Origin of the sequence: Pseudoalteromonas sp. DY56-GL79 (genome assembly GCF_041414765.1) — a bacterium.
Classification (GTDB): domain Bacteria; phylum Pseudomonadota; class Gammaproteobacteria; order Enterobacterales; family Alteromonadaceae; genus Pseudoalteromonas; species Pseudoalteromonas piscicida.
Genome location: NZ_JANHZS010000026.1, coordinates 58,005 through 79,817 on the forward strand (window position 1 = coordinate 58,005; position 21,813 = coordinate 79,817).

Here is a 21,813-nt window from a genome sequence, read left to right on the forward strand (position 1 = left end):
ACGTCTTATGGCGGTAAGTTTTCAACACCTAGGTCTTTGCTATATCAGCCGCAAAAGTAATGTGTGAGTTAGCCAAACTTTTTACATCATTTGTCACCCATAAATGATAGGATCGCCGCAATTGTCAGTAATGAGTCAAATTTATGCTTTCGTGTAACAACATCACTATGCAGTTTGGTGCAAAACCACTGTTTGAGAATATTTCCGTTAAGTTTGGTGACGGCAACCGCTATGGCCTAATAGGCGCTAACGGCTGCGGTAAATCCACCTTTATGAAAATCCTAAGCAAAGAGCTAGAGCCAAGTGCAGGTAACGTAAACTACGATCCAAACGAGCGTATCGCTAAGCTAAATCAGGATCAATTTGCCTACGAGCAATATACGGTTGTAGACACAGTGATCATGGGTCATAAAGAGCTGTGGGAAATCAAGCAAGAGCGCGATCGCATTTACTCATTACCTGAAATGAGCGAAGAAGACGGCATGCGTGTTGCCGACCTTGAAACGCAATTTGCTGAAATGGATGGCTATTCCGCAGAAGCAAAAGCGGGTGAATTACTCCTCGGTGTGGGTATTCCAACCGAGCAACATTATGGCTTGATGTCAGAAGTTGCTCCGGGCTGGAAACTGCGTGTACTACTTGCACAGGTATTATTTGCAGAGCCAGATATCATGCTCTTAGACGAACCAACCAACAACTTGGATATCTATACTATCAAGTGGTTGGAAGACGTATTGAATCAGCGTGATTGTACTATGATCATCATCTCGCACGACCGCCACTTCTTAAACTCAGTGTGTACACACATGGCGGATATCGACTATGGCGATCTGCGTATTTACTCAGGTAATTACGATGAATACATGTTTGCTGCGACGCAAGCTCGCGAGCGCCTGTTGTCAGACAATGCCAAGAAAAAGGCGCAAATCGCTGAGCTACAGCAGTTCGTTTCGCGCTTCTCTGCAAACGCCTCAAAAGCGAAGCAAGCGACATCTCGTGCTAAGCAAATTGACAAGATCCAACTGGAAGAAGTTAAAGCATCAAGTCGTCAAAATCCATTTATTCGCTTTGAGCAGGAAAAGCCGCTATTCCGTAACGCACTTGAGCTTATCTCGCTATCACAAGGTTATGACGACACCCTATTCTCTGATCTAAGTGGCCTTGTTGAAGTCGGCGAGAAAGTTGCCATCATCGGTGAAAATGGTGCCGGTAAAACGACACTACTCAACACCTTAGCAGGTCGTAAAGCGCCACAAGCAGGTGAGTATAAATGGTCAGAAAACGCCAATATTGGTTACTATGCGCAAGACCATGCTGACGAATTTGAAAAAGATCTGGATCTTTTCCAATGGATGGAACAGTGGCAACAGCCTGGCGATGATGAGCAAGTCGTACGCGGCTTCCTTGGCCGTATGCTGTTCTCTCAAAACGACATCAAAAAGTCAGTTAAGGTGATCTCAGGTGGTGAACAAGGCCGTATGCTATTTGGTAAAATCATGATGCATAAGCCAAATATCCTACTAATGGACGAACCAACGAACCACATGGATATGGAATCAATTGAGTCTCTCAACTTGGCACTTGAACAATACGAAGGCACGTTATTCTTCGTATCGCACGACCGTCAGTTTGTCTCATCACTTGCAACGCGCATTTGGGAAATTAAAGACGGTAAGATCACCGACTTCCATGGTACGTACGACGAGTACCTCGCGAAGAAAGCCGCTGAAGCCGTATAGGATTAGACTGTTAAGGGCCAATGATTGGCCCTTTTTATTTTCTTAAAAACAGCAGATCATTCCCCCCTCACTCACCAGCACAAAAAATAGACAAACCTGCAATTTTGCTGTTAGGATTGTTCTCGCAAAAATTGGAATAATAAAAGGGTCGGCTATGGAACGTTTACAGAATATGTATTCAATAATGTTGCTGTCTAAGCTGAAAGCAAGCTTTCCAGAATCGTGCGATATCAATCACCACACTTTTTCACTCCCACACGCAGATCAACAACTACTTGAAGATGTTGTGACTACTCACCTCAATGAAGGGCTTATCCAAGCGGATGGCCGTGATCAGTATAGTTTGACGACAAAAGCGATTGCACTGTTTGGCGAAGACAAATAACGAAAAAAATAACTTAATAACAAAGAAATAAGCGCACCGAAGTGCGCTTCCAAGTTATTAACCTGAGATCAGGTTAACTAGGGACTGTGATGCTATCGTTAGCATCTGTAACCAAAGTGACTTGGTTACCTATGAAATCTACGTCTAAATCCGACAATACCAGCCAACAACATAAGGCCGGCAAACATTGAACCGCCAGATGAATCAGAGTCAGTTGAAGGCTTATCAGGCACTTGATCAATCAAGGTATTTGCTTTTGGACTTAAGCCTTGAGCTGATTTGGGGTCATCATCCAGCACAGTAATTGCGTTTATGGTTACAAAGTTAGCTGCCCCCGGCTCACTATTGCTATCTTTACACTGTTCATCAGTGAAGTTAACTAATGGCACATTACCACAACGAGGAATTTTTGCTATCGCTGCTAATATTTCCATGCCATCACCAGTCACTTGACCAAAAACTGTGAAGCCACCGTTGTCAACGTCCAAATTTTTACTGTTATCTACCAAATTAAAGAACCATTGACTTGTCGCACTGTCAGGTCTATTTGCTACCTTTGCCATTGCAATGGTGCCTTTTACGTTAGACCACTTTGGTTCATTTTTTACAGCATCGTAAGTAGCGATGGCGTCAAGAGGCACGTCTCCTTCATATTTGAAGCCGCCGCCTTGCACAACAAAATCTGGAATAACGCGGTGAATAACCGTATCAGAATAACGCCCGTTATCTACGTATTTCAAAAAGTTTTCCACGGTTTTAGGCGTGCTTTCATCAAATAGATTGACCTGAAAGCTACCATGAGAAGTTTGAAATTCGACAATCGTTGCATTAGCAGCGAAGCTTCCCAACAAAGTTGAAGCGAGCAATAGAGAGTTTAGCTTGAACATACTTTTCCACTTGGTTATTTTAATTCTCTTTGCAAACTAGAATAAAAATTTATTTATAAGTCGGCTAGCAATTCATTGCCAGTGGTAACAATTAAGAACATTTGCAGACTTAGATTTACAAAAACTGGTTAGGAACCCACCACACCTTGAGCAAGTTTTAGTCAAACAAACGAATTTCACCGCATAACTCCTCGGAGTAGACGGTTTATACATGCAACACTTCGTCATTTTTTATATGATGCGCCCGATTATAATTCTAAATCCAGGACAACAAGTATATGAGTAATTCCTCTGAAGCGACGATGGAGATGAATACCATCAGCGATGGGCGCTGGACCCAACACGACACCCATTGGGTGTTAAGTTTATTTGGCACTGCGGTCGGCGCAGGTATTTTATTCTTGCCAATTAACATTGGTATTGGTGGTTTTTGGCCACTACTAATCATGACCGTGCTTGCCTTCCCTATGACCTTTTTAGCACACCGAGGATTGGCCCGGTTCGTCCTTTCATCAAAGCAAAAAGATGCCGATTTTACGGATGTAGTAGAAGAGCACTTCGGCGCAGGGGCTGGCCGTTTAATTTCCTTACTTTACTTTTTCTCTATTTTTCCTATTTTGCTTATTTATGGTGTTGGCCTAACCAATACCGTCGACAGCTTTATCGTCAATCAACTTGGCTTTGAGTCACCGTCTCGTATTTTACTCTCTGGCGTGCTCGTTGCCGGGATGATTGCCATCATGTTAGGCGGCGAAAAGCTGCTACTGCGTGCTTTTGCTATTTTGGTTTACCCGCTGGTTGGGGTATTACTGTTTTTGTCACTCTATTTAGTGCCTAACTGGCAAATGCCAGTGGTAAGCACGCCTGATGTTGCGAGCTTAACCGAATTGCTTTGGCTATCCGTTCCTATCGTAGTATTTTCATTTAGCCATGCAGCCGCCATTTCTAGCTTTGCTAACGTGCAGCGTCGTCACTACAAAAGTGAGGCAGTTCAAAAATCAGAAGCGATCCTTCGTACGACCTCCATTATGTTGATAGTGTTTGTTTTGCTATTCGTATTCTCCTGCGTATTCTCTTTAACACCAGAACAAATGGAAGAAGCAAAATCGGCGAACGTGTCTGTTTTATCCTATTTAGCTAACGTGTATAACAATCCATTTATTGAAATGCTTGGCCCTCTTGTGGCATTTATCGCGATTACTTCGTCTTTCCTAGGTCACTTCCTTGGTGCACGTGAAAGCTTTAACGGCCTTGCAACCAAGCAAACGAGCATGAGCTACAAGCTTGCTGATAAGCTAGGCGTGGTATTTATGTTTATTGCTATTTGGGTTTGCGCCGTATTAAACCCAAGTATTTTGGACATGATGGGAGCTATCTCAGGCCCGATCATTGCGATGATCTTGTTTATCATGCCAACCATTGCCGTGTTTAAAGTACCGGCACTACAAAAATACAAAAGCCACATTGGCACTTATTTTGTGCTATTCGTCGGCTTGCTGGCGGTTTCTGCATTACTGTATAACATGCTAGGCTAACCAAAAGGGAGGCATCGCCTCCCTCACCTCTCTTTTTTCTTGTTGTTTATCTTCATGGCAGTTCAGACTAAATATAGTACTAGTTTTCAGTGTATTGAATGAACCACCATAACCGAAAAATGAACTTTGACTTTGTTTATCTTCATGGCAGTTCAACCTATATTATGGTAGTTTTCAGTGTCTTAAATTGAATACTACGACCAAACGATGAATTTTGACTTTCCATCAGCAATTAACGAAGAAATCGCAGCGCTAATCAATCAAGTGCATAACCTACCTGTGCATGAGCAAACGCTGTTGAGTGTGCTGGCGGTCGTCTATAAACCAGTTTCAGCAATCAAACTCAAACGCCTAGTTCAAGCGCTCGTGGCAAAAGAGATCATCCCCGAAAATGACTTTGAACAAGGTGTGAGTCATAGCCAAATTATGAAGTGGCGCTCAGACGGGTTAGTGACTTTTAACGAAGATGGAGTGCAAATAAACCTAAAACTCGCGACCAGTTTAAGCCATCGAGTCATGGCTGACGGCCAGTTTTTAGCAATCCTTAACATCGCAGAAGAGTTTATCCCTGTACTGAATGCTTATGAATGGGAACGCCAATTTGCCGATGAACAGCGACTCATTCGAGACTTTTTATTTATCAATCAACTACCAAAAGCCCGCAATCATTTAGGACTGGCGAAAGACCCACAGGCGGTGTGCCATAAGACCAATCAAGTGCTATTACCACTGTATTTTTATCCTTTTACAGTTGAAGGATTTTCGGCGCTTGCTGATGACTTACAATATCAAGCTTTTGCAACTTTGCTATATACCTTACTACAAGGTGGTCACAGCATTAGCTATGCACTTGAAATACTCACACAGGTTCAAGCCAAGACACAAAGCCCGCTACTGACCTGTTTATTAGCAGAATATCAAATCTATACCCTGCAATTGGATAAGGCTCAGGCGTTGGTGGCCAATATCCAAACCGCTTATAGTGCACAAATTATGGCAAGCATTGCTTTTTTACAACAACACGACGACCTTATCGTTTGTTTTGAACAAGCACTAAAAGCCAAAGACAAAATCACCAAACGTAAAAAGCAGTACCTAGGTAGAACACTGGGTTTGTTTCATAAGTTGGCGTTATTGCAGCAAGCCAATAGCCATGATGCCGCATTATTTGACACCCTCTCTCAACAGCTTGAGTTTGAAAGCCAAGACAGCAAAGCACCTTATAATAACTTCTTTGCCAATAACGTGCTGTTATACTGCGCAGAGAGCTTGTCGCAAAACAGTAGCTACAGCAGCGCCCATTTAAATTATTCAAGCCTGAAGAAATCTCATGTTTTTGACTATTACTTAGGTCGCTTGCTCGACTGCTTTGCACACTTCTGGTGTAATCAAAGTTTAGATGCCAAAACGCTTGCCAGTCTCGACGACTGCATCGCAACGTTTGAGCGCCTCTCTTTACCTCTTTTTGCTGGGCTTGCAAAGCAGTTGATGCTGGCAATGCACGGTGAGCAATATCCGCTTGCGTTTAATCCCGAGCTGAATATTAGCCATCTCGTTGCTAAAAAGACGGCATGGGATCTGGCATTGGACAAACTTATTGCGCTCAACCCGAATGCAAATACCAGCCAAGAAGTTGACGAACAATTTCGCCTGATTTGGCAAATTAGGCAAGGTCGCTTTGATATTGAGTTTTTAGCACGCGAGCAAAAGCGAGGTAAAACAGGCTGGGGAAAAGGTAAGCCAATTTCCTGCAAACAACTGAAACAGCACCCCGAGCAATTTAGTTATATTAGCCAGTCTGATAAAAAGCTGATCGATGCCATCGCACCACAGTCAGGTTATGGCTACAATGGTCGTGCGGACTACGCCCTTGCTGGAATTCCCGCGTTAAAAGCCGCAGTCGGCGCCACCAACCTATACCATGAAGAAGACTTAAAACAAGCCATTACCATTGCCGAGAAATCTCCCGAGTTACATATCCGTCAACATGGCGACGATCTGCTGCTCTCTATTCCTAATTTACCCAGCTATTTTGGTCAACCGCAAACCTACTCATTTATTCAGCAAGCTGAGCATCACTACGAGTTTATTGTGTTTAACCAATCACATATACAGGTCGCTGAGATTATTGGTGAATCCGGATTAACCGTGCCTGCTAGTGCAAAACAAAAAGTGCTGTCGAGTATTAAGGCCATCGCACCTTATCTTAATGTACAGTCTGATTTAGCTGACATAGATACTGGGCTGGATAGTATCGAGGCGCAATCAGCGCTTGTTATTAATATTCAACCTTATCATCAAGGCCTCGATTTTCACTGTGTGGTCATGCCCTTTGGCGAAAAAGGGCCGATTTTTCATCCTGGGCACGGTATTGCCACTGTCAGCGCCGAAATCGATGGTAAACGCTTATCCACCACCCGAAACTTGTTACTTGAGCAGCAAAGATTGGATGAGTTAGATACGCACTGTCCGCTATTTTTGGAGATGACGGATAATCGCTTAAGTTTAGCCGAAGTGGACGCAGCGCTAGAGGTGCTGCAAGAACTTGAGCTGGTGATTAATCAAGAGCCTTGCCCTATAGCACTCAAGCTCAGATGGCCTAAAGGTAAAAAGGTTAAGCTCAGTAGCAAGCTCGAAAGCCAACATTTGCAACTTGCCATGAGCAAGAAAAATGAATGGTTCGACATGACCGGCGAGCTACAAGTAAGTAATGACCAAGTTATCGAACTGAAACAGCTTCTCAAAATGGTTGCCACCAGCAATGGCCGCTTTATTGCGCTGGACGGTGAGCAAGTACTCGCCCTTTCAAGTGACTTAAAAGCGCAACTTGACCAGCTCAATAACGCGACCGAGGGCGGAAAGTTTCACCCGCTAGCCGCGCCGTTAATTGCGGAAGCCACCACTGGAATGCGGATGAAAACCTTGCCAGCCTGGGAAGAGCAAAACGAAAAAATGCAGCAAGCCGTCGGATTGACTCCAACGCTTCCTTCAACATTACAAGCCGAGCTTCGCGACTACCAGCAGGCGGGATTTGACTGGGCTATGCGACTTGCCCATTGGGGGGCAGGTGCGTGCCTTGCCGATGATATGGGATTGGGTAAAACCATCCAAGCGCTGGCGATGATATTGGCCCGTGCCAATGTCGGCCCGACGCTTGTCATCGCGCCAACATCGGTCTGCTTCAACTGGCAACAAGAAATCCAAAAATTCGCTCCAACTTTGTCGGTGAAGCTCTTTTCTGACTATCCACATTCTGATGCCAGAGCTGAGATGCTGAGCAACTTGCAACCACTGGATTGTGTAATTTTAAGCTATGGTCTGCTACAGCGCGAAGTTGATATCTTAAAGCCTATCGCTTTTGAAACTATTGTCGCCGATGAAGCCCAAGCGCTAAAAAATCCTTTAGCAAAGCGTACTCAGGCCGCCTGCGCGCTCAAAGGCAAGTTTAAGCTGATCACCACAGGGACACCAATAGAAAACAACCTCACAGAGCTTTGGTCACTCTTTCGTTTTGTAAACCCAGGATTGCTCGGTAACCTCAAGCGCTTTAGCGAGAAGTTTTCCGCTCCCATTGAAAACGCCAATGAAGATAAACTAGCAGCACACCGTGCCCGTAAAGGCCTCAAACACCTGATCCAGCCTTTTATTCTGCGCCGTATGAAGCATCAGGTATTAACCGAATTGCCACCACGCACTGAGATCAATGTACCAATTCAATTGAGCCAAGAAGAACAAACCTTTTACGAAGCGCTGCGCCAAAATGCCATTGACGAAATTTCACAGTCAACACAGCAAGACAGTGCCAACGAACAACGCTTTAAAATGCTGGCAGCACTAACCCGCTTGCGCCAAGCCTGTTGTCATCCAAAACTGTTAATGGCAGAAAGTCAGATAACCAGCTCGAAATTAGCGGCATTGGATGAGCTTCTGACCGAGCTGCAAGAGAACAATCACAAGGCGCTTATATTCAGTCAGTTTGTAGGCCACTTGCAACTCATTAAAGCTCGCTTGGAAAAACGTGGGATCAGGTTTCAATATTTAGATGGCAGCACCCCAAGCAAAGCTCGTCAGCAAGCTGTGAATGCGTTTCAAAAAGGTGAAGGCGAGGTATTTTTAATTAGCCTCAAAGCCGGCGGCTCTGGCTTGAATCTTACCGCAGCAGATTACGTTATTCACATGGATCCTTGGTGGAATCCTGCGGTTGAAGAGCAAGCGTCAGACCGCGCACATAGAATGGGACAAACACGCCCCGTTACTATTTATCGCTTAATTGCCAAAGGCACGATTGAAGAACAAATTGTCGAGCTCCATCATCATAAAAAAGACCTCGCGGATCAATTGCTCGCGAACACCGATAAGGTGATGAAACTAGACGTAAACGATGTACTATCCATGCTCAAGGAGACGCTTTAATACCAATTGAATTAATTCTCCAATCAATTTGAAGGGTGAAATAGCATATTAGCTTCGTTAAAAATTTCTCATTTAGAACAACTAAATAGCAAAATTTTTGCCTAGCTACTAAAGCTATTTCCCCGCTTCAAAATAGCTCATTTACTTAATACAATTGGTATAATACAGATCTCTGGCGCGCGATAAGGTAAATCTAAAAGCGAAAAATAGTTTTGACCTAAGGCGATCCGACGAAAGGCATTGTCGTCAAGTTCGGCGAGAATTCGACTATTGATATCGACTTCTTCTAAGTAATCGAAAAAGCGTTTATTTTTACTGGCGACGAAATCACTGCCTGGCAAAAAGCGCTCAGCATGGGCATTAATAAATTCAACATACTGCGCCTGAATTTTCGGGTCGCTAAAGTAATAGTCGTACAAAATCCGCCATGACAGATCGGCCTTTAGGTTTTTATATTGGGAGAATAACCGCTCCATGGTGTTTATGTGCAGCTCTGGATCAATTTGGTTTAACTCTTTTGAGACTCCCATGTGCATCCAAATGATATCGTTTTCTGGGTAGCGCTTTAGCACTTCCTCAAGCAAAGGCAAGTATTTGAGTGGCGCGGCGTTATCGCCTAAGTCAGCGTGCAGAGCAAGCGGAATACGCTTTTCTTTTAGCACAGCCATAAATGGCTGCCATTTTGCGATAGTCTCTTTATCTACCGCTTGATGGCCATTACCAAAGTGCGCCGCTTTGACTAAATTCACTTCTCCCATCCAACGAAATAAGTCACCAAACTCGTCTTCGAGAAGTGCCATTTTTGGCAAAATAGTCTCTGGTTTATGCAAGTCAGCAAAGGTCATAGACAAAGTAATATGCACGTTATCTGCGCCATATTTAAGATAATTGCTTGCATTTTTAAAGTCATTTTGAATGCTGGGTGAAATCAACTGGCTGTAGCAACCACGCTCACCAAAGCAGTCAGGCCTTCGCTCGTAAGTTTGACCAATGCCATAAACATTGATAAACACCACTTCCGCACGTTCTGCCCAAGTAACGAGCTTATCAAACGGGACCGCATCTCCCCTAAATGGCTGAAAATGGTGATGGGAATCAACGGCAAAATAACTAGGCTGCGTCTTGCGGTCGTAACATTGGGTATTATCTACACTAAAAGTTGCCAGCGTGCGTGTGCTAGTGGCCGAGACACTTTGACAACCTGCCAATAAAACGGCACAACTCATGGCTATAACACTTTGTTTTACATTCATTTTTATTATCTACTGAGTCTCCTTTACCAAGGTACTTTACCACGGATAATATCCTTGTACATGACCCAGTCACCCATCAAGCTATACAGCGGATATTGAAATGTCGCAGGCTTATTTTTTTCAAAAAAGAAATGCCCCACCCAAGCAAAACCATAACCCGCGATTGGCAACAACCACAGTAAAGACCAATGTGTCGTGACAAGCGCAAAGAGCAAAATCAAGAGCACTAAGGTTGAGCCAATAAAATGCAAGCGACGACAGGTTTTGTTTTTGTGCTCCGCGAGGTAATAGGGGTAAAACGATGCAAAAGAATTGAACTCTTTGTTATTATTTTTGGTCATGAGAGTATGCGATTCGTTATTCGACTGTAATACTCAGCATAGTGCAAAGTATTTACGTTGAAAATAAAAAAGGAATGAGCGTGGCAACAGGCTCAGAAACAGTATGTTGAAACCCCTAATGATGATCACCGCTGCGATGCTGCTTCAAGCTTGCAACGACACCGCCCCAACCACCAAATCAGAGGCAACGATGAATGCACAAAGTAACATTCAATGCAGTGTGAGTAAGGGTTCCGACTCAGGTATGACCTACCCCGTTAATTTCACTTTTACCAACGCAGGCCATAATGATGAAAAGTTTCTAATTTGGCATACCCCTTTTGAAGGCTGGTGGAGCCAATTTTTAGAGGTAACACAAAATGGCAAGCCACTTAATTATCAAGGACCCATGGCGAAACGACTCGCGCCGACAGCCAATGAATTTATGACCCTAAATGCAGGGCAAAGTAAAAGCGTAGAACTAGATTTAGCACTGGCTTATGAGATAAACACCACACAGCCCATTACCATCACCTATCACAATCAGCTCAGTCATGCCAATGCATTAAAAGCGTCATGTAGTACGGTATTAGAATAGAACCGATATCAGCACCGTGTCTCGGCTTGTAGGTCGGCTTTTAAGCCGACAACTTAACCAACAACCCACTACAAAACCAAAACCACAACATCAAGGTCTCGAAATTTGGATCACGACTCGACGGTTCTTACCGCGACCAATGGCGTTGTCGTTGGTATCAATATGGCGCTTTTCGCCAAAGCCATCGGTCATAATCTTATTCTCTTCAACCCCTAAGCTCGCCATATATGATTTAATCGCCTCGGCACGTTTCTTTGACAACCTCAGGTTGGTATCACGGCCGCCATAACTATCGCTATAGGCCGAAATATAAATTTGCTCAATTTTCGGGTCATTTTTAAGATATTCGCCGATCATATCCAAGCGTTTACGTGACGATTTTGTCAGTTCGCTGGAGTTTTTCTTGTAATTCATCACCGTAAAAGCAATGTCTTCAAAGCTATATGGCAACAAGTTATCGCGACATTGTAAGAACGCCCAATATGCCTGTTTAAAGTTCACTGACGACAAAGAAACCGAGATTTTATCTACGTCGTTGTGCCAATCTTTATAATAAAAAGTAGGAAAGTAGCCCTTTTCAAGCTCAGTCAGCAACTGCCACGCGACGTCATTTTCAAGTTCACCGTCAAATTTTTTCAGTAATTTCATTTGCCCGATACTTCTTGCCGGTTTGCCGGCTCGCCAAAGCGGTGGCACCGATTCAAGTCCTGCAAAATCGTAACTTTCAGGACGTACCATCATATCTAGGTTAAAGGTTAAGTCTTTATTTTTACTGGCATTACTTGAAAATATAGCTTCACCGTAATACGGAACTTCATGATTAAGCGCACAACTCAAACGATTGTTTTGGTCAACATTCCAATGTGATGAATCAGCTTCGGCAGCGTATTGCCGCATTGCAGCCTCGCTATTAAAGGTGATGGCGCATAACGATATACCAACCCAACCTACTGATTTATATAACTTGATCACCCCACACCTCACAACATCAACCATTAATCTACACTCGCTCAGCACGCCAAAAACTAGAGATTGTCTCTACCAATTCGCGCTATTTAGAGTTAAGCAATAAATGTACCATACTAAGCGCTCTCAAGCTGCTCGCTTCTTGTCTAGGTATCAGTATAATAGGCCGCTAAATTTCACAAACCAAGAAGATTATGTCTGATACCGAGCAAACGCTATTTTCAAAACGCTTTCGCGGCTTCTTTCCTGTAGTTATCGACGTGGAAACCGCTGGCTTTAATAAAGATACTGACGCCCTACTAGAAATTGCCGTCAGTATGTTAAAAATGGACGATGACGGGGTATTAAGCTTAGATCAGACAGTACACTTTCATGTTGCGCCTTTTGAAGGCGCAAATATTGAGCAAGCTGCGATTGACTTTAATGGCATTGATCCATTTTCACCACTCAGAGGCGCAGTTGCAGAAGATGAAGTGCTGAAAGAAATTTGCAAAGCCGTGCGTAAAGCCCAAAAAGCCGCAGGCTGTCAGCGCTCCGTTGTCGTCGCCCATAATGCCGCTTTTGATCACGGCTTTTTAAATGCAGCGATTGAGCGTAACAAGATAAAGCGCACGCCTTTTCACCCGTTTGTCAGTTTTGATACCACATCACTTGCAGGGCTTGCTCTAGGCCAAACGGTGCTTGCAAAGGCATGTCGTGCAGCGGGTATCGAGTTCGATAACAGTCAAGCACACAGCGCACTTTACGACACAGAACGCACCGCAGAGCTCTTTTGCTACATAGTCAACAAGTGGCAAGCATTAGGAGGCTGGCCATTACCAGAGCCTGAAGCCGAGTCAGAACCTGAGTCAACAACCGACACCGAATAATAAAAATGCCAGCAAATCCAGCTGGCATTTTTATAAGTGCTCGTTTTTACGCTATTTCTGCGGTTTTGGCAGTCGTAAACTGTTGCATGATCTTACCTTCATGCAATTTAACAAAATTAGGCGGGTAAATTCGCGAAAACAGCTTAGTGTCTTTCGCTATTTTTACTTCAGTTCCGGGGTGCATTAGCTCATTGACTGTGATTCGACTCAAGCGTGCTAATCGATGTATTTTTTGCTGTATTAAACCGATGTTACGCTGATTACGGCGATAATGCTTGTTTATCTGCGCTTCGCTGTGCTGCAACTTGGCAAGATATGCATCTCGTCTTTGCGATTGCGGCGACGCCTGTGCTTTATTCATAGCTTGTTTAATATCGATGACTTTAGACGCCAGCACCTTTTCCAGCTCCACTAATTCTCGGTGCTTATCGTGCAAACTATCCCAGTCTTGGGCTAGTGAAATACGCGTTCTTGTGCCTGAAGGTGCCCCAAGTTCACCCGTTTCTATACGCATGGCATCCAATACATTTCCGCCAATCAGTTTGCCTCTGGGGGTTTCACCTTTACCTACTTTGATTAAACGCTTGGAAGCCAAGTCACAATGCAAAGCTTGACGTTCAATGAGAATATCTTGTTCACTTTCAATTCGACAGTACTGCGCATAACCTAACGAAACACTGCGCTTTGCTTTAATTGAACATGAAAAAGGTTCACCTTCAGTGCGCTTACGGCCAATTGTGCCAAGCATTATCGTAACAGCGCTACCACTTTCAAGAATAGCCGACTCCACAAAACCAATAACAGTAATATCGCCCGAAGCCTTAACACGCATTCCATCTTTAATATCACCGCTCACAATCACGCTGCCATCAAACTCAACATGCCCTGTCGTCACATCAATGTTTTCATAGCACAGCACATCGTCAACGCGCATACCTCGAGGAATGGCTACTGGCACACCTTTTGAATCGGCAATAAGCAGGTTTTTATCGTTGGGGTCGAGCTTGGTGCCTTCTGACACCTCAAGTGGTGCGTCTTTGCCTGGTTTTGGATCAATCACATCACCAAACACGGTATAACCCGGCTCGCCTTCTGTTGGCGGAACTTTTTTCATTAATGGACTGCCCGGCTTTACGGTGATGATAGCACCTAAATTGCGCATATCGACCTTACCGCCGCTCGATTCTTGCGGGCTGAGCACCCTGTCCTGCGCTGTCATACACAAGCGCACAAAACGTGCGTCATTGCCATCTTTGGCTCGTTGACCATGCGCAACAATCCCATTGTAAGTGTGTCCAGGAGGGAGTTCTAACTGCTGACCGAGAAGATTATCGAGGGCTTTGCCACTGACGCCTTTTTTAATACCCGCTTGTTTTAATGCTTGTTTGGCCTTGTTCATACAAACCAGCTTACCACCACGGGCTGTGGTCACTCTCGCTTCAGCAAGCATGTTGCCTTCTTCAATACGCACCGAAATAGACGCATCGATAGCGCGAGCCACAATCAGCGAGTCCTGCTCGGGCGCCTCACTTGCGGTAAATAATTGGCCGATATTGGCATGAATGATTTCAAAATCCGCATATGGCGACCCCTCTATCATCTCAACTAGCTGAGACGAGCTCGCCGGAAATCCGGATTCCACAGGATGAGAGAGTAAGTAGACATAGCCCTCATCCTCATCAAAACGAAATAATGACATTCATCAACCCTGAAAAGTATGCACGATCTTATTGTTATGTTGTTATTTTTAATGCAGCAAACTAATTTGAGCATAACTTCGCCAAATTGTTAAGCTTAACATTACCTGAACTGCTACAAATTATAAATGAATGTAAATCATTCTGTGCATTAAAAATACAACTTATTATTTTCCTTGGATTTATCGACTTTACGGTGCAAAACTTTAGATAAACTTTAGGGTTTCGAGCCAAATGGCGGCAAATTCATAACTAAGTATTACTCTGTTTTACACTTGCCGCTTTATAGGGTAATTTCATCTTTCATGAAGGACATAACTTTTAGGGACAGCCATGACAAAGCACGTACATCTTAGTTTTATCGACACCAACTTTATTAACACGCTTACGCCTGTACTCGACCACAATATCGACTCAGATGAAATACTCTATTTAATAGAATCTCAACAACAACAAAATCTTGAAGATATTAAAAGAGTGCTGGGGCCAAGAGGGGTGAAAGTACATCATGCCCTTATTCCTACCAGCCGAGATAGTGACACCTTAATCGACAGCTTCCACCAACTCATTGACACCCTCATTAGTGAACAACCAGATACCCAGTTTGTGTTTAATGCCAGTTGCGGCGACCGCCAACACTTACTTGCAATGTATGAGGTGATCCGCGCCTATCCAATTGAATGTTTTATCATTGAGCCCGAGCGCGACGAACTCCACTGGCTTGTACCAACAGAGCGAACTAACACCATCCTTGCCGATAAACTAAAAATACGCGACTTTTTTAACCTCATCGACGGCGATATCACCGAAATTGCCAATGAGGGGGTGGTTGATATTCGCTATCGCCAGCTCGGTGCCAAATGGGCAACCAGTCAAACGGATTTTAGCCATGCCCTAGCCCAGCTCAACTACCTCGCTGCCAGCAGTGAAGATCATGCACTTATTAGTGAGCCTTTGAGTCGCAGCCAAATGAATAGCCCAAGTTTACAAACACTCATTGACGATTTAGAAGATGCTAACATCGCCACAAGGCAAGACGACAAATTAAAGTTTGCTAATGAAGGTGCTCGCTTTTTTGCCAACGGTGGCTGGCTAGAAGAATATGTTTACGCCACGCTCCTCAGCCTAAAAAAAGAACTCACCATTTTACAAGATGTCGCTCAAGGCGTTGCGATTAAACGTCGCGTGGGACAAGGCTATGTCAATAACGAGCTAGATATTGTAGCGCTCGCCAACAATAAGCTTCACCTCATTGAATGCAAAACCAAAAAGTTCAGTAAAGAGGAAGGTAATCAAGTGATTTATAAACTCGACTCACTCAGCGAGCTATTTGGCGGCGTACAAGCAAGGGGTCTACTAGTGAGCTATCAAGGTATTAGAACTTCAGAAAGACTACGCGCCAAAGCGCTAGAAATTGGCCTGATCTGCGAAGACGACCTTGGCCAACTCAAAGATAGACTACGCAACTGGTTGCGCGGAGCGTAAACACAAAAGGCAACATATCCAGCGTTTGTTGGCGCTGCGTTTATCGCCCCTACAAACACATAAAATACAAAGAAATGTGCCTTGTCTGCATGATTGAGCAATTTTTTAAGTTGTTTTTGTAATCGAGTAACCGCTCTCCAATTTTATGCCGTGCACCTTGATTCGTCCATAAGCGCTAACCGCTTCGGCCGTCCAATTCGTAGCAGATATCTGATTTAAGAGAGTCGCGACGTAAAGTCATAACCACGCCAGCCCCGTAGCAGCGGGTTTATCCCGCGATAGGAACTGTAAAACCAATTAAAGATATCTAATCTAAAAGATTCGCGACGTAAAGTCGCTGCTACGGGCTATGTGCCCAACTGCTCCCTCTACGTACATAGATTTAAACCCATAATATTAAACCAAACCAATACCCTAGGTTTATTGAGCCACTTTTGGGCATAAACTTTGCTGAAGTTGTTATACATATTTCAGAAGGATTTGCTAAATGAAAGTTCAACACCAAGCAATGCTATATAATCAGGCTCAGGTGCGACGCGCGCAATCAATCGAAAATGAAGCGAAGGGAAGCGTTTTGCCAGTATCAGAGGCAACAGATAGCCGTACCAAAGAAGCGCAATTCGACTTTACCCACATCACCAAGAAAGAGCTTTCTCAAGCATCCAAAGCGCTGTATGACGAAGGAATATTGGATTTAGGGCAGCATGCTTCGCTTTCTTTACATTATTTTGCTGTTGAGCAAGGTCTAAGTCAGAGGAGTGGACTCCCCTCTCCTGCCGACATTTCACAAGCCGAGAATGAAAAAATCGACGTTATCGCTATGCAAAAGGCCAAGTTAAGAGAGGCCCGTCGGAGTGGCCGATCAGAAACAGAAATTCAATTCTCTGAAAAGCTGCTCAATACTTTAGAGAACTATCAATATGGTAGCAAAGGCCGATTCTTCGCAAGTGCCTAGCCGCACAAATCAAAAGCCAACCCGTTATACATATAATCAACGCTTACGGCCTTGTTCAGCAATCGGCGAGTAATTAATCAAACACGCCTCTGCTTCGTGAAATCATCAGCAAATGGCATGATAAGCCATTGTAATGACATTAATCCTATGTATAATGCGAGACATAGTTAGTTGTTAGATGTATAAACACTAACAGTACTGAATTTATTCAGGGGCTGATTAGGATTCGACGGGATTCAAGAAGCCTAAGGTGCATGTCGAGGTGCGGCTGGCCTCGTAAAAAAGCCGTATTTAAAGTAATCGCAAACGACGATAACTACGCTCTAGCGGCATAATAGCCCGCTAGCACTCCTCCATGATATTCTTGTGGATCTGGTTCTGGAGTGTCACCCTACACAAGATCGCTACGGAAACCCTGGCCGGGGTTGAAGGGCTAAAACTAAGCGGCCTCGCCTTTACTTATCGTGTTCGTCCGAGATTTAAAGGTTAACCAAAAGACGATACTAAACATGTAGGACCGAAGGTCGACGCTTTCCGGACGGGGGTTCAAATCCCCCCAGCTCCACCAAATAGCGACACTGAAGCCCCATCAAAACACTGTTTTTGATGGGGTTTTTGTTTATCTATGGTTTGGGAATTGGTTCAATATGGGGTAGATCTGGGCGTGGAATGTCCCCAGTGTGCCCCCGAGAATAATGCACAAAAAAAGCCGCATATAGCGGCTTCCAATCAAGTATTTTGGTTTAGAAGAACAGTGGTAACACTGCTTTCAGCACTGCGGCAATCTCTGGGTTAGTTACTGCCAGAGCACCAGAAGCGGCCCTCAAAGTTGGAGAACATCTGAAGAGGAACAACTAAAAAATAGAAGAAAAACTATTACAGTCAATTTAAATTTTTCTTTAAACAGAACTAATAGTAACTTTAAAATTACCAAACGCCTAGCCGTTCGTACTGCTGTCGCTTCTGGTTCAGCTTTTCATCAGACTTAACTAACCTAAGTAATGCACGCAAGTAGCCTGCAGACGTGTTATAGTCTCTGAGCTGTTCACACACTTGCAGTAAACGAGTTAGTATTTTCTTTTGCATAGGGAACAGCTTATTCAGCTTTTCCAGCTCAGCTTTGGCTTCCTCATACCTTGCATTTAGACCAAGTAATGATGCGTAACACAAAGACACATTGAAGTTGTCCGCATCATTGATTCGAGCAATCTCAATAAGGTCCTTTGCTAGATCAATGTTTCGCCACTTCAACATGGCTTTTATAGCAATAACTCGTGCAGATTCAATGTCACTATCACCGCTATGAATAAAGACAGAGTGGTTATTTTCTATCAATTGCTCTAAGTCATTCCAACGTTCATCACGGTAAAGGGCGTGACATTGAAGGAACAGTGCATAGTTATTTTTGCTACGCTGATATTCTAGCTGAGCTCTCTTAGCAGCAGCTTTGTAATCAGTATCTTCTAGAGCCTGAGTAACCTCACTAGACCAATCTTTTCGAGTTGTTGTAGTCGTTTTAATTGTATTCTTTGGTGCAGTGAAGGCAAGCTGTCTTTGCTTAGAAGTTTGAAAATCCGCTTTCAATGCTTGAATAGAACTATAGCGTTCTTGTGGATGCTTATTCAAACATTTCAAGATCACAGCTTCTAATTCAGGACATACACCAGAGTTAATTTCACTCGGTTTTGCAAAAGGAGCGTGGCTCCTCACCTCAATCTGTGTATCGTGAGGCAAGCGCCCCGTCATTAGCTGATACAAAAGCACACCTAGACTATATACATCCCCGAAAAGCAATTCTTCCGTAGTTCCCTTACGCGAACCACAATCACAAAACTCCGGTGCTGAATAAAGCACCGTACCGCCATTTTCACGCGTTCTAACATAGAACTCTAAGGGCAGCGCTGAGCTACCAAAATCCGTTAATTTAACCAGATCATTTTGCCCAATAAGTATGTTGTGTGGCTTGATATCGCCATGTGAGATTGGTGGTACCAGATCAGAAAGGTATTCCACAGCATCTAGAACTTGCTCGAAAACATTGAAATAGTATTTCGGTGAGTTAACAGCGACACACTCATACTCGTTACCAGGAAAAGCTTTCTCGGAACGGTTTAAATGAAACTCTCGATTCTCTAGTTTCTGAGCTAACGTTTCGCTTGGAAAGTACTCCATCTCTATCACGTACAAGTGCTTCTCGGAGGGGATTCTCCCCATCTCAAATACTTGAATCACGTTTGGATGAGGGTCTAACCCTATTAACTCTTTGCCTTCTGCTAGTACACGATCCGGTTGCGAGTTTTGTTTTGGAATCTTAATCGCGACAGTTTGCCCATCTGCTAATCGTTCAGCTCGATAAACCCACCCGTGGGTCCCATCGCCTAAACACTCTAGCAAATAGTATTTGTCCCCAAGCTGTTTATTAGCTTTAGGCAAAAACAGTCCTGCTACTTGATTCATTGCGCCTCCCAAAAGCTAACAGATTGTAGAAACAATTTTTGGCTCACCGAGTCTTCAAAAAAGAAACGATTAATCAAAAGCTGAGCGTCTTCGATACCCGGAATAAAAACACCTTTGCTGTTCGTCGCGCCATATTTCGCTAATTGGTTTAACTCTCTAATATCTGGCGCAGAAACCACTTCTTTACTCCAAAAAGAAAGCACAAGTAATGAAGGCTTTCTATCCCAGCGATGGTAAGCCTCTAACAGGTTCATTAACTTTGCCATTAGCTTTGACTTGTCTGGTGTTGAACCATCATAACGCTCAAACTCAATGACTACTTCTGGTGATTGAGTCGCGTATGAGAACCATACAGAATCTGAACGAATATCATTACCTGCACCAGGTGGCACAGGAGCCTCGACAACGGCCATAAAACCAAGCTGGTGCCCCAATGTGTTCCAAACACTACACCCTAAGCTATGAACCAATACATCCTCATCTTTCACTCCCCAGCCCGTTAGCATAGGGAAAGTTTTATCGATAAAGGCGTTTTGATTTAGCTCCGCTTTGATCTTGGATACCGTATCAGCCATCAAAACGCTCCCAGACACTTAGTACATCTGGCGACTCACCACCATGGATAAGTGCTTTGGTTCCGACTTTAACTAATAGAGGAGCTGGTATCGAACGGCCACAAACCAAGGCTTCACCCGTTGAAAGGCTGGATAGCTCATCAAGGTCTGCTTTACTCACCATGTCGGATGCCTTGGCAATGAATCGTTGGTCATCAGGGTTCTTTAAGCGCATGGTTATTAGCGTATTACATTGAGAGGTCACATCGGCATCAAGCTTTGATGGACGTTGACTAACGATCCCAAAGCCCACGCCAAATTTACGACCCTCACCGGCAATCTTTTTAATAATGCGGTGACTGACAGCATTACCACCAGCTGGCGCAAAGTTATGCCCTTCTTCGTATACCAAAAAGCATGGGCGTGTCTTGTCTGTCTTACTGGATGCCGCGCTTAGAATCTCACTGGATAGTAAGCCACAAACCACCTGCTTAGCGGTATCGCTTAAACCCTGTAAATCAACAACAACCAATCGCCCTTTGCGGTTCGAAGCTCGACCAACCATCTGATAAATATCAGTAGGCTCTTTCATTGCTGCTGAGTAAAAGCTTTTCGCTTCATTCAATACACGGCTAAGCTTCATTGATGCTACAGCAGCACTTCGTCCGTTGAGTGCCTTAGCTTCAGCCTCAGATAAGTCATCCCAATCACGAAGCTCTTCGATGCCATCACCCAAGAAATAGCGCAAACGGTTAATATCGCGTGGGGTACTCTTATCAACACTACGCCAATAGCGAATCGCGACATCTAGTACACGTTGCTGTGGTTCTGTTAGCCCAGGTAAAATCTCTGAAATATCATCCATTTCAAAGTTATCAAACTGCAACGCCAATGGATGGTTCTTACCAGCATATTTATGATTGAAGGCATCATCCTGAGGTGTATAAACCTGAATACCAGCATCGGCAGCTTGAAGCTTCTCGATCATTGCCTTTATTTCAGGTAAGGCGGTTTGGTCTCGACTATCTTCTACAGAATCAAGGCCATCACTGAACTGCAGCTCACCTTTGGACAACGCACGCCCATATTCTCCATGGGGGTCGAACACCACAACGGTACCATTATTAAAGGCAACCAAGCGCTCGATAATCCTACCAACGGTATAAGACTTACCTGAACCGGTCATCGCCAAAATGGCCATGTGTTCTGTGACTAGCTTGTTGACATCAAGGTATACCGGTACCGTATTTTCACCTCTTTCATAACCAACAAGGTTACCTAGATGAAGGCTACTATCTTCCTTAAATTCATAGAACTTACTTAAGAACTTAAAATCAACGGTTTCAACTTTAGCGCCAGGATCAAGAGGACGACGAGGAATTTTTATCTGGTTCGTTGCTGGGTCTCGATATCCTACTAACTCTATAGTTGCATGCATATTCTCGCCAGTCATATTTGCGCCAGGGAGCAGTTCTAGCTCGGTAACACTGTCCCCGAAGCCCGAATTAAAGAGCATATTTGAGCGATGAATTTTATTTACTCTGCCCAGTACAGCGACATCGAGTTCATCTTTTCGCTCTTGGTGCATAATCCGGACAAACTCTCCTCTTCGCACAGAGAAAGAGTTTTCTACAACCATAGTGAGTTTGTTTGCGTCACCGGTATTACCTACCAATTTGCCTAGTACACTGTGTTTCATT

The 21,813-nt window shown here is 44.0% G+C and carries 16 protein-coding genes and 1 other RNA gene; 9 read left to right on the forward strand and 8 right to left on the reverse strand.

Annotated elements, in window-relative coordinates:
* Positions 1-143: 143 nt before the first annotated feature.
* Entirely contained in the window at positions 144-1,739 is a 1,596-nt protein-coding gene (locus tag NO992_RS18230; protein ID WP_371379659.1) for an ABC-F family ATPase, read from the forward strand.
* A 154-nt stretch (positions 1,740-1,893) separates the two neighbouring features.
* Positions 1,894-2,124: a hypothetical protein gene (locus NO992_RS18235; protein ID WP_010375451.1), complete on the forward strand. Its 231-nt coding sequence runs from the start codon at positions 1,894-1,896 to the stop codon at positions 2,122-2,124.
* Positions 2,125-2,249: 125 nt separating this feature from the next.
* Here the strand turns inward: NO992_RS18235 and NO992_RS18240 are convergent, their stop codons facing one another.
* Positions 2,250-3,011 (reverse strand): peptidylprolyl isomerase, encoded by a 762-nt coding sequence (locus NO992_RS18240; RefSeq protein WP_010375449.1) that lies wholly within the window; start codon positions 3,009-3,011, stop codon positions 2,250-2,252.
* Between the two features lie 278 nt (positions 3,012-3,289).
* Here NO992_RS18240 and NO992_RS18245 point away from each other — a divergent pair, with 278 nt between their 5' ends.
* Together NO992_RS18245 and NO992_RS18250 are read left to right on the forward strand one after the other, a co-directional pair.
* The gene (locus NO992_RS18245) at positions 3,290-4,546 is read left to right on the forward strand and encodes an aromatic amino acid transport family protein (RefSeq protein WP_371379662.1); all 1,257 of its coding nucleotides are present in this window, start codon (positions 3,290-3,292) and stop codon (positions 4,544-4,546) included.
* A 207-nt stretch (positions 4,547-4,753) separates the two neighbouring features.
* Complete coding sequence (locus tag NO992_RS18250; RefSeq protein ID WP_371379665.1) at positions 4,754-8,959, forward strand: DEAD/DEAH box helicase; 4,206 nt, start codon at positions 4,754-4,756, stop codon at positions 8,957-8,959.
* 137 nt (positions 8,960-9,096) lie between these two features.
* Here the strand turns inward: NO992_RS18250 and NO992_RS18255 are convergent, their stop codons facing one another.
* Together NO992_RS18255 and NO992_RS18260 are read right to left on the reverse strand one after the other, a co-directional pair.
* The gene (locus tag NO992_RS18255; RefSeq protein ID WP_371379668.1) at positions 9,097-10,212 is read right to left on the reverse strand and encodes an amidohydrolase family protein; all 1,116 of its coding nucleotides are present in this window, start codon (positions 10,210-10,212) and stop codon (positions 9,097-9,099) included.
* Between the two features lie 23 nt (positions 10,213-10,235).
* Positions 10,236-10,553 carry a DUF962 domain-containing protein gene (locus NO992_RS18260; RefSeq protein ID WP_010375440.1) on the reverse strand — a complete coding sequence of 106 codons (318 nt, stop codon included), beginning with the start codon at positions 10,551-10,553 and terminating at the stop codon, positions 10,236-10,238.
* 103 nt (positions 10,554-10,656) lie between these two features.
* Between NO992_RS18260 and NO992_RS18265 the strand changes: the two genes are divergently transcribed.
* Positions 10,657-11,130, forward strand: coding sequence for a hypothetical protein (locus tag NO992_RS18265; RefSeq protein WP_019647456.1), 474 nt, complete (start codon positions 10,657-10,659; stop codon positions 11,128-11,130).
* 90 nt (positions 11,131-11,220) lie between these two features.
* Here NO992_RS18265 and NO992_RS18270 read toward each other — a convergent pair whose 3' ends face one another.
* The gene (locus tag NO992_RS18270; RefSeq protein ID WP_010375438.1) at positions 11,221-12,126 is read right to left on the reverse strand and encodes an OmpA family protein; all 906 of its coding nucleotides are present in this window, start codon (positions 12,124-12,126) and stop codon (positions 11,221-11,223) included.
* A gap of 164 nt (positions 12,127-12,290) precedes the next feature.
* Here NO992_RS18270 and rnt point away from each other — a divergent pair, with 164 nt between their 5' ends.
* A complete protein-coding gene (gene rnt / locus NO992_RS18275) occupies positions 12,291-12,965 on the forward strand; it encodes a ribonuclease T (RefSeq protein WP_010375437.1) in 675 nt (224 codons plus the stop codon).
* Positions 12,966-13,011: 46 nt separating this feature from the next.
* On the opposite strand, the gene NO992_RS18280 is transcribed toward rnt, so the two are convergent.
* Positions 13,012-14,664, reverse strand: a complete 1,653-nt coding sequence (locus NO992_RS18280) for a DUF342 domain-containing protein (RefSeq protein ID WP_371379673.1) — start codon at positions 14,662-14,664, stop codon at positions 13,012-13,014.
* A 331-nt stretch (positions 14,665-14,995) separates the two neighbouring features.
* Between NO992_RS18280 and NO992_RS18285 the strand changes: the two genes are divergently transcribed.
* From NO992_RS18285 to ssrA, 3 genes are all read left to right on the forward strand, one after another.
* Positions 14,996-16,147 (forward strand): Card1-like endonuclease domain-containing protein, encoded by a 1,152-nt coding sequence (locus NO992_RS18285; RefSeq protein ID WP_371379676.1) that lies wholly within the window; start codon positions 14,996-14,998, stop codon positions 16,145-16,147.
* Between the two features lie 487 nt (positions 16,148-16,634).
* Positions 16,635-17,102 carry a hypothetical protein gene (locus NO992_RS18290; protein WP_371379680.1) on the forward strand — a complete coding sequence of 156 codons (468 nt, stop codon included), beginning with the start codon at positions 16,635-16,637 and terminating at the stop codon, positions 17,100-17,102.
* 211 nt (positions 17,103-17,313) lie between these two features.
* Positions 17,314-17,670: a transfer-messenger RNA gene (gene ssrA, locus NO992_RS18295) on the forward strand.
* Between the two features lie 359 nt (positions 17,671-18,029).
* On the opposite strand, the gene NO992_RS18300 is transcribed toward ssrA, so the two are convergent.
* The 3 genes from NO992_RS18300 to NO992_RS18310 are packed head-to-tail and all read right to left on the reverse strand — an operon-like array spanning position 18,030 to position 21,812.
* Positions 18,030-19,559, reverse strand: coding sequence for a protein kinase (locus NO992_RS18300; RefSeq protein ID WP_371379683.1), 1,530 nt, complete (start codon positions 19,557-19,559; stop codon positions 18,030-18,032).
* Positions 19,556-20,134 (reverse strand): hypothetical protein, encoded by a 579-nt coding sequence (locus NO992_RS18305; RefSeq protein WP_371379686.1) that lies wholly within the window; start codon positions 20,132-20,134, stop codon positions 19,556-19,558. The genes NO992_RS18300 and NO992_RS18305 overlap by 4 nt, the downstream gene beginning before the upstream one ends.
* Positions 20,127-21,812 carry an ATP-binding protein gene (locus NO992_RS18310; RefSeq protein WP_038887201.1) on the reverse strand — a complete coding sequence of 562 codons (1,686 nt, stop codon included), beginning with the start codon at positions 21,810-21,812 and terminating at the stop codon, positions 20,127-20,129. The genes NO992_RS18305 and NO992_RS18310 overlap by 8 nt, the downstream gene beginning before the upstream one ends.
* Between the last annotated feature and the right edge of the window lies 1 nt (position 21,813).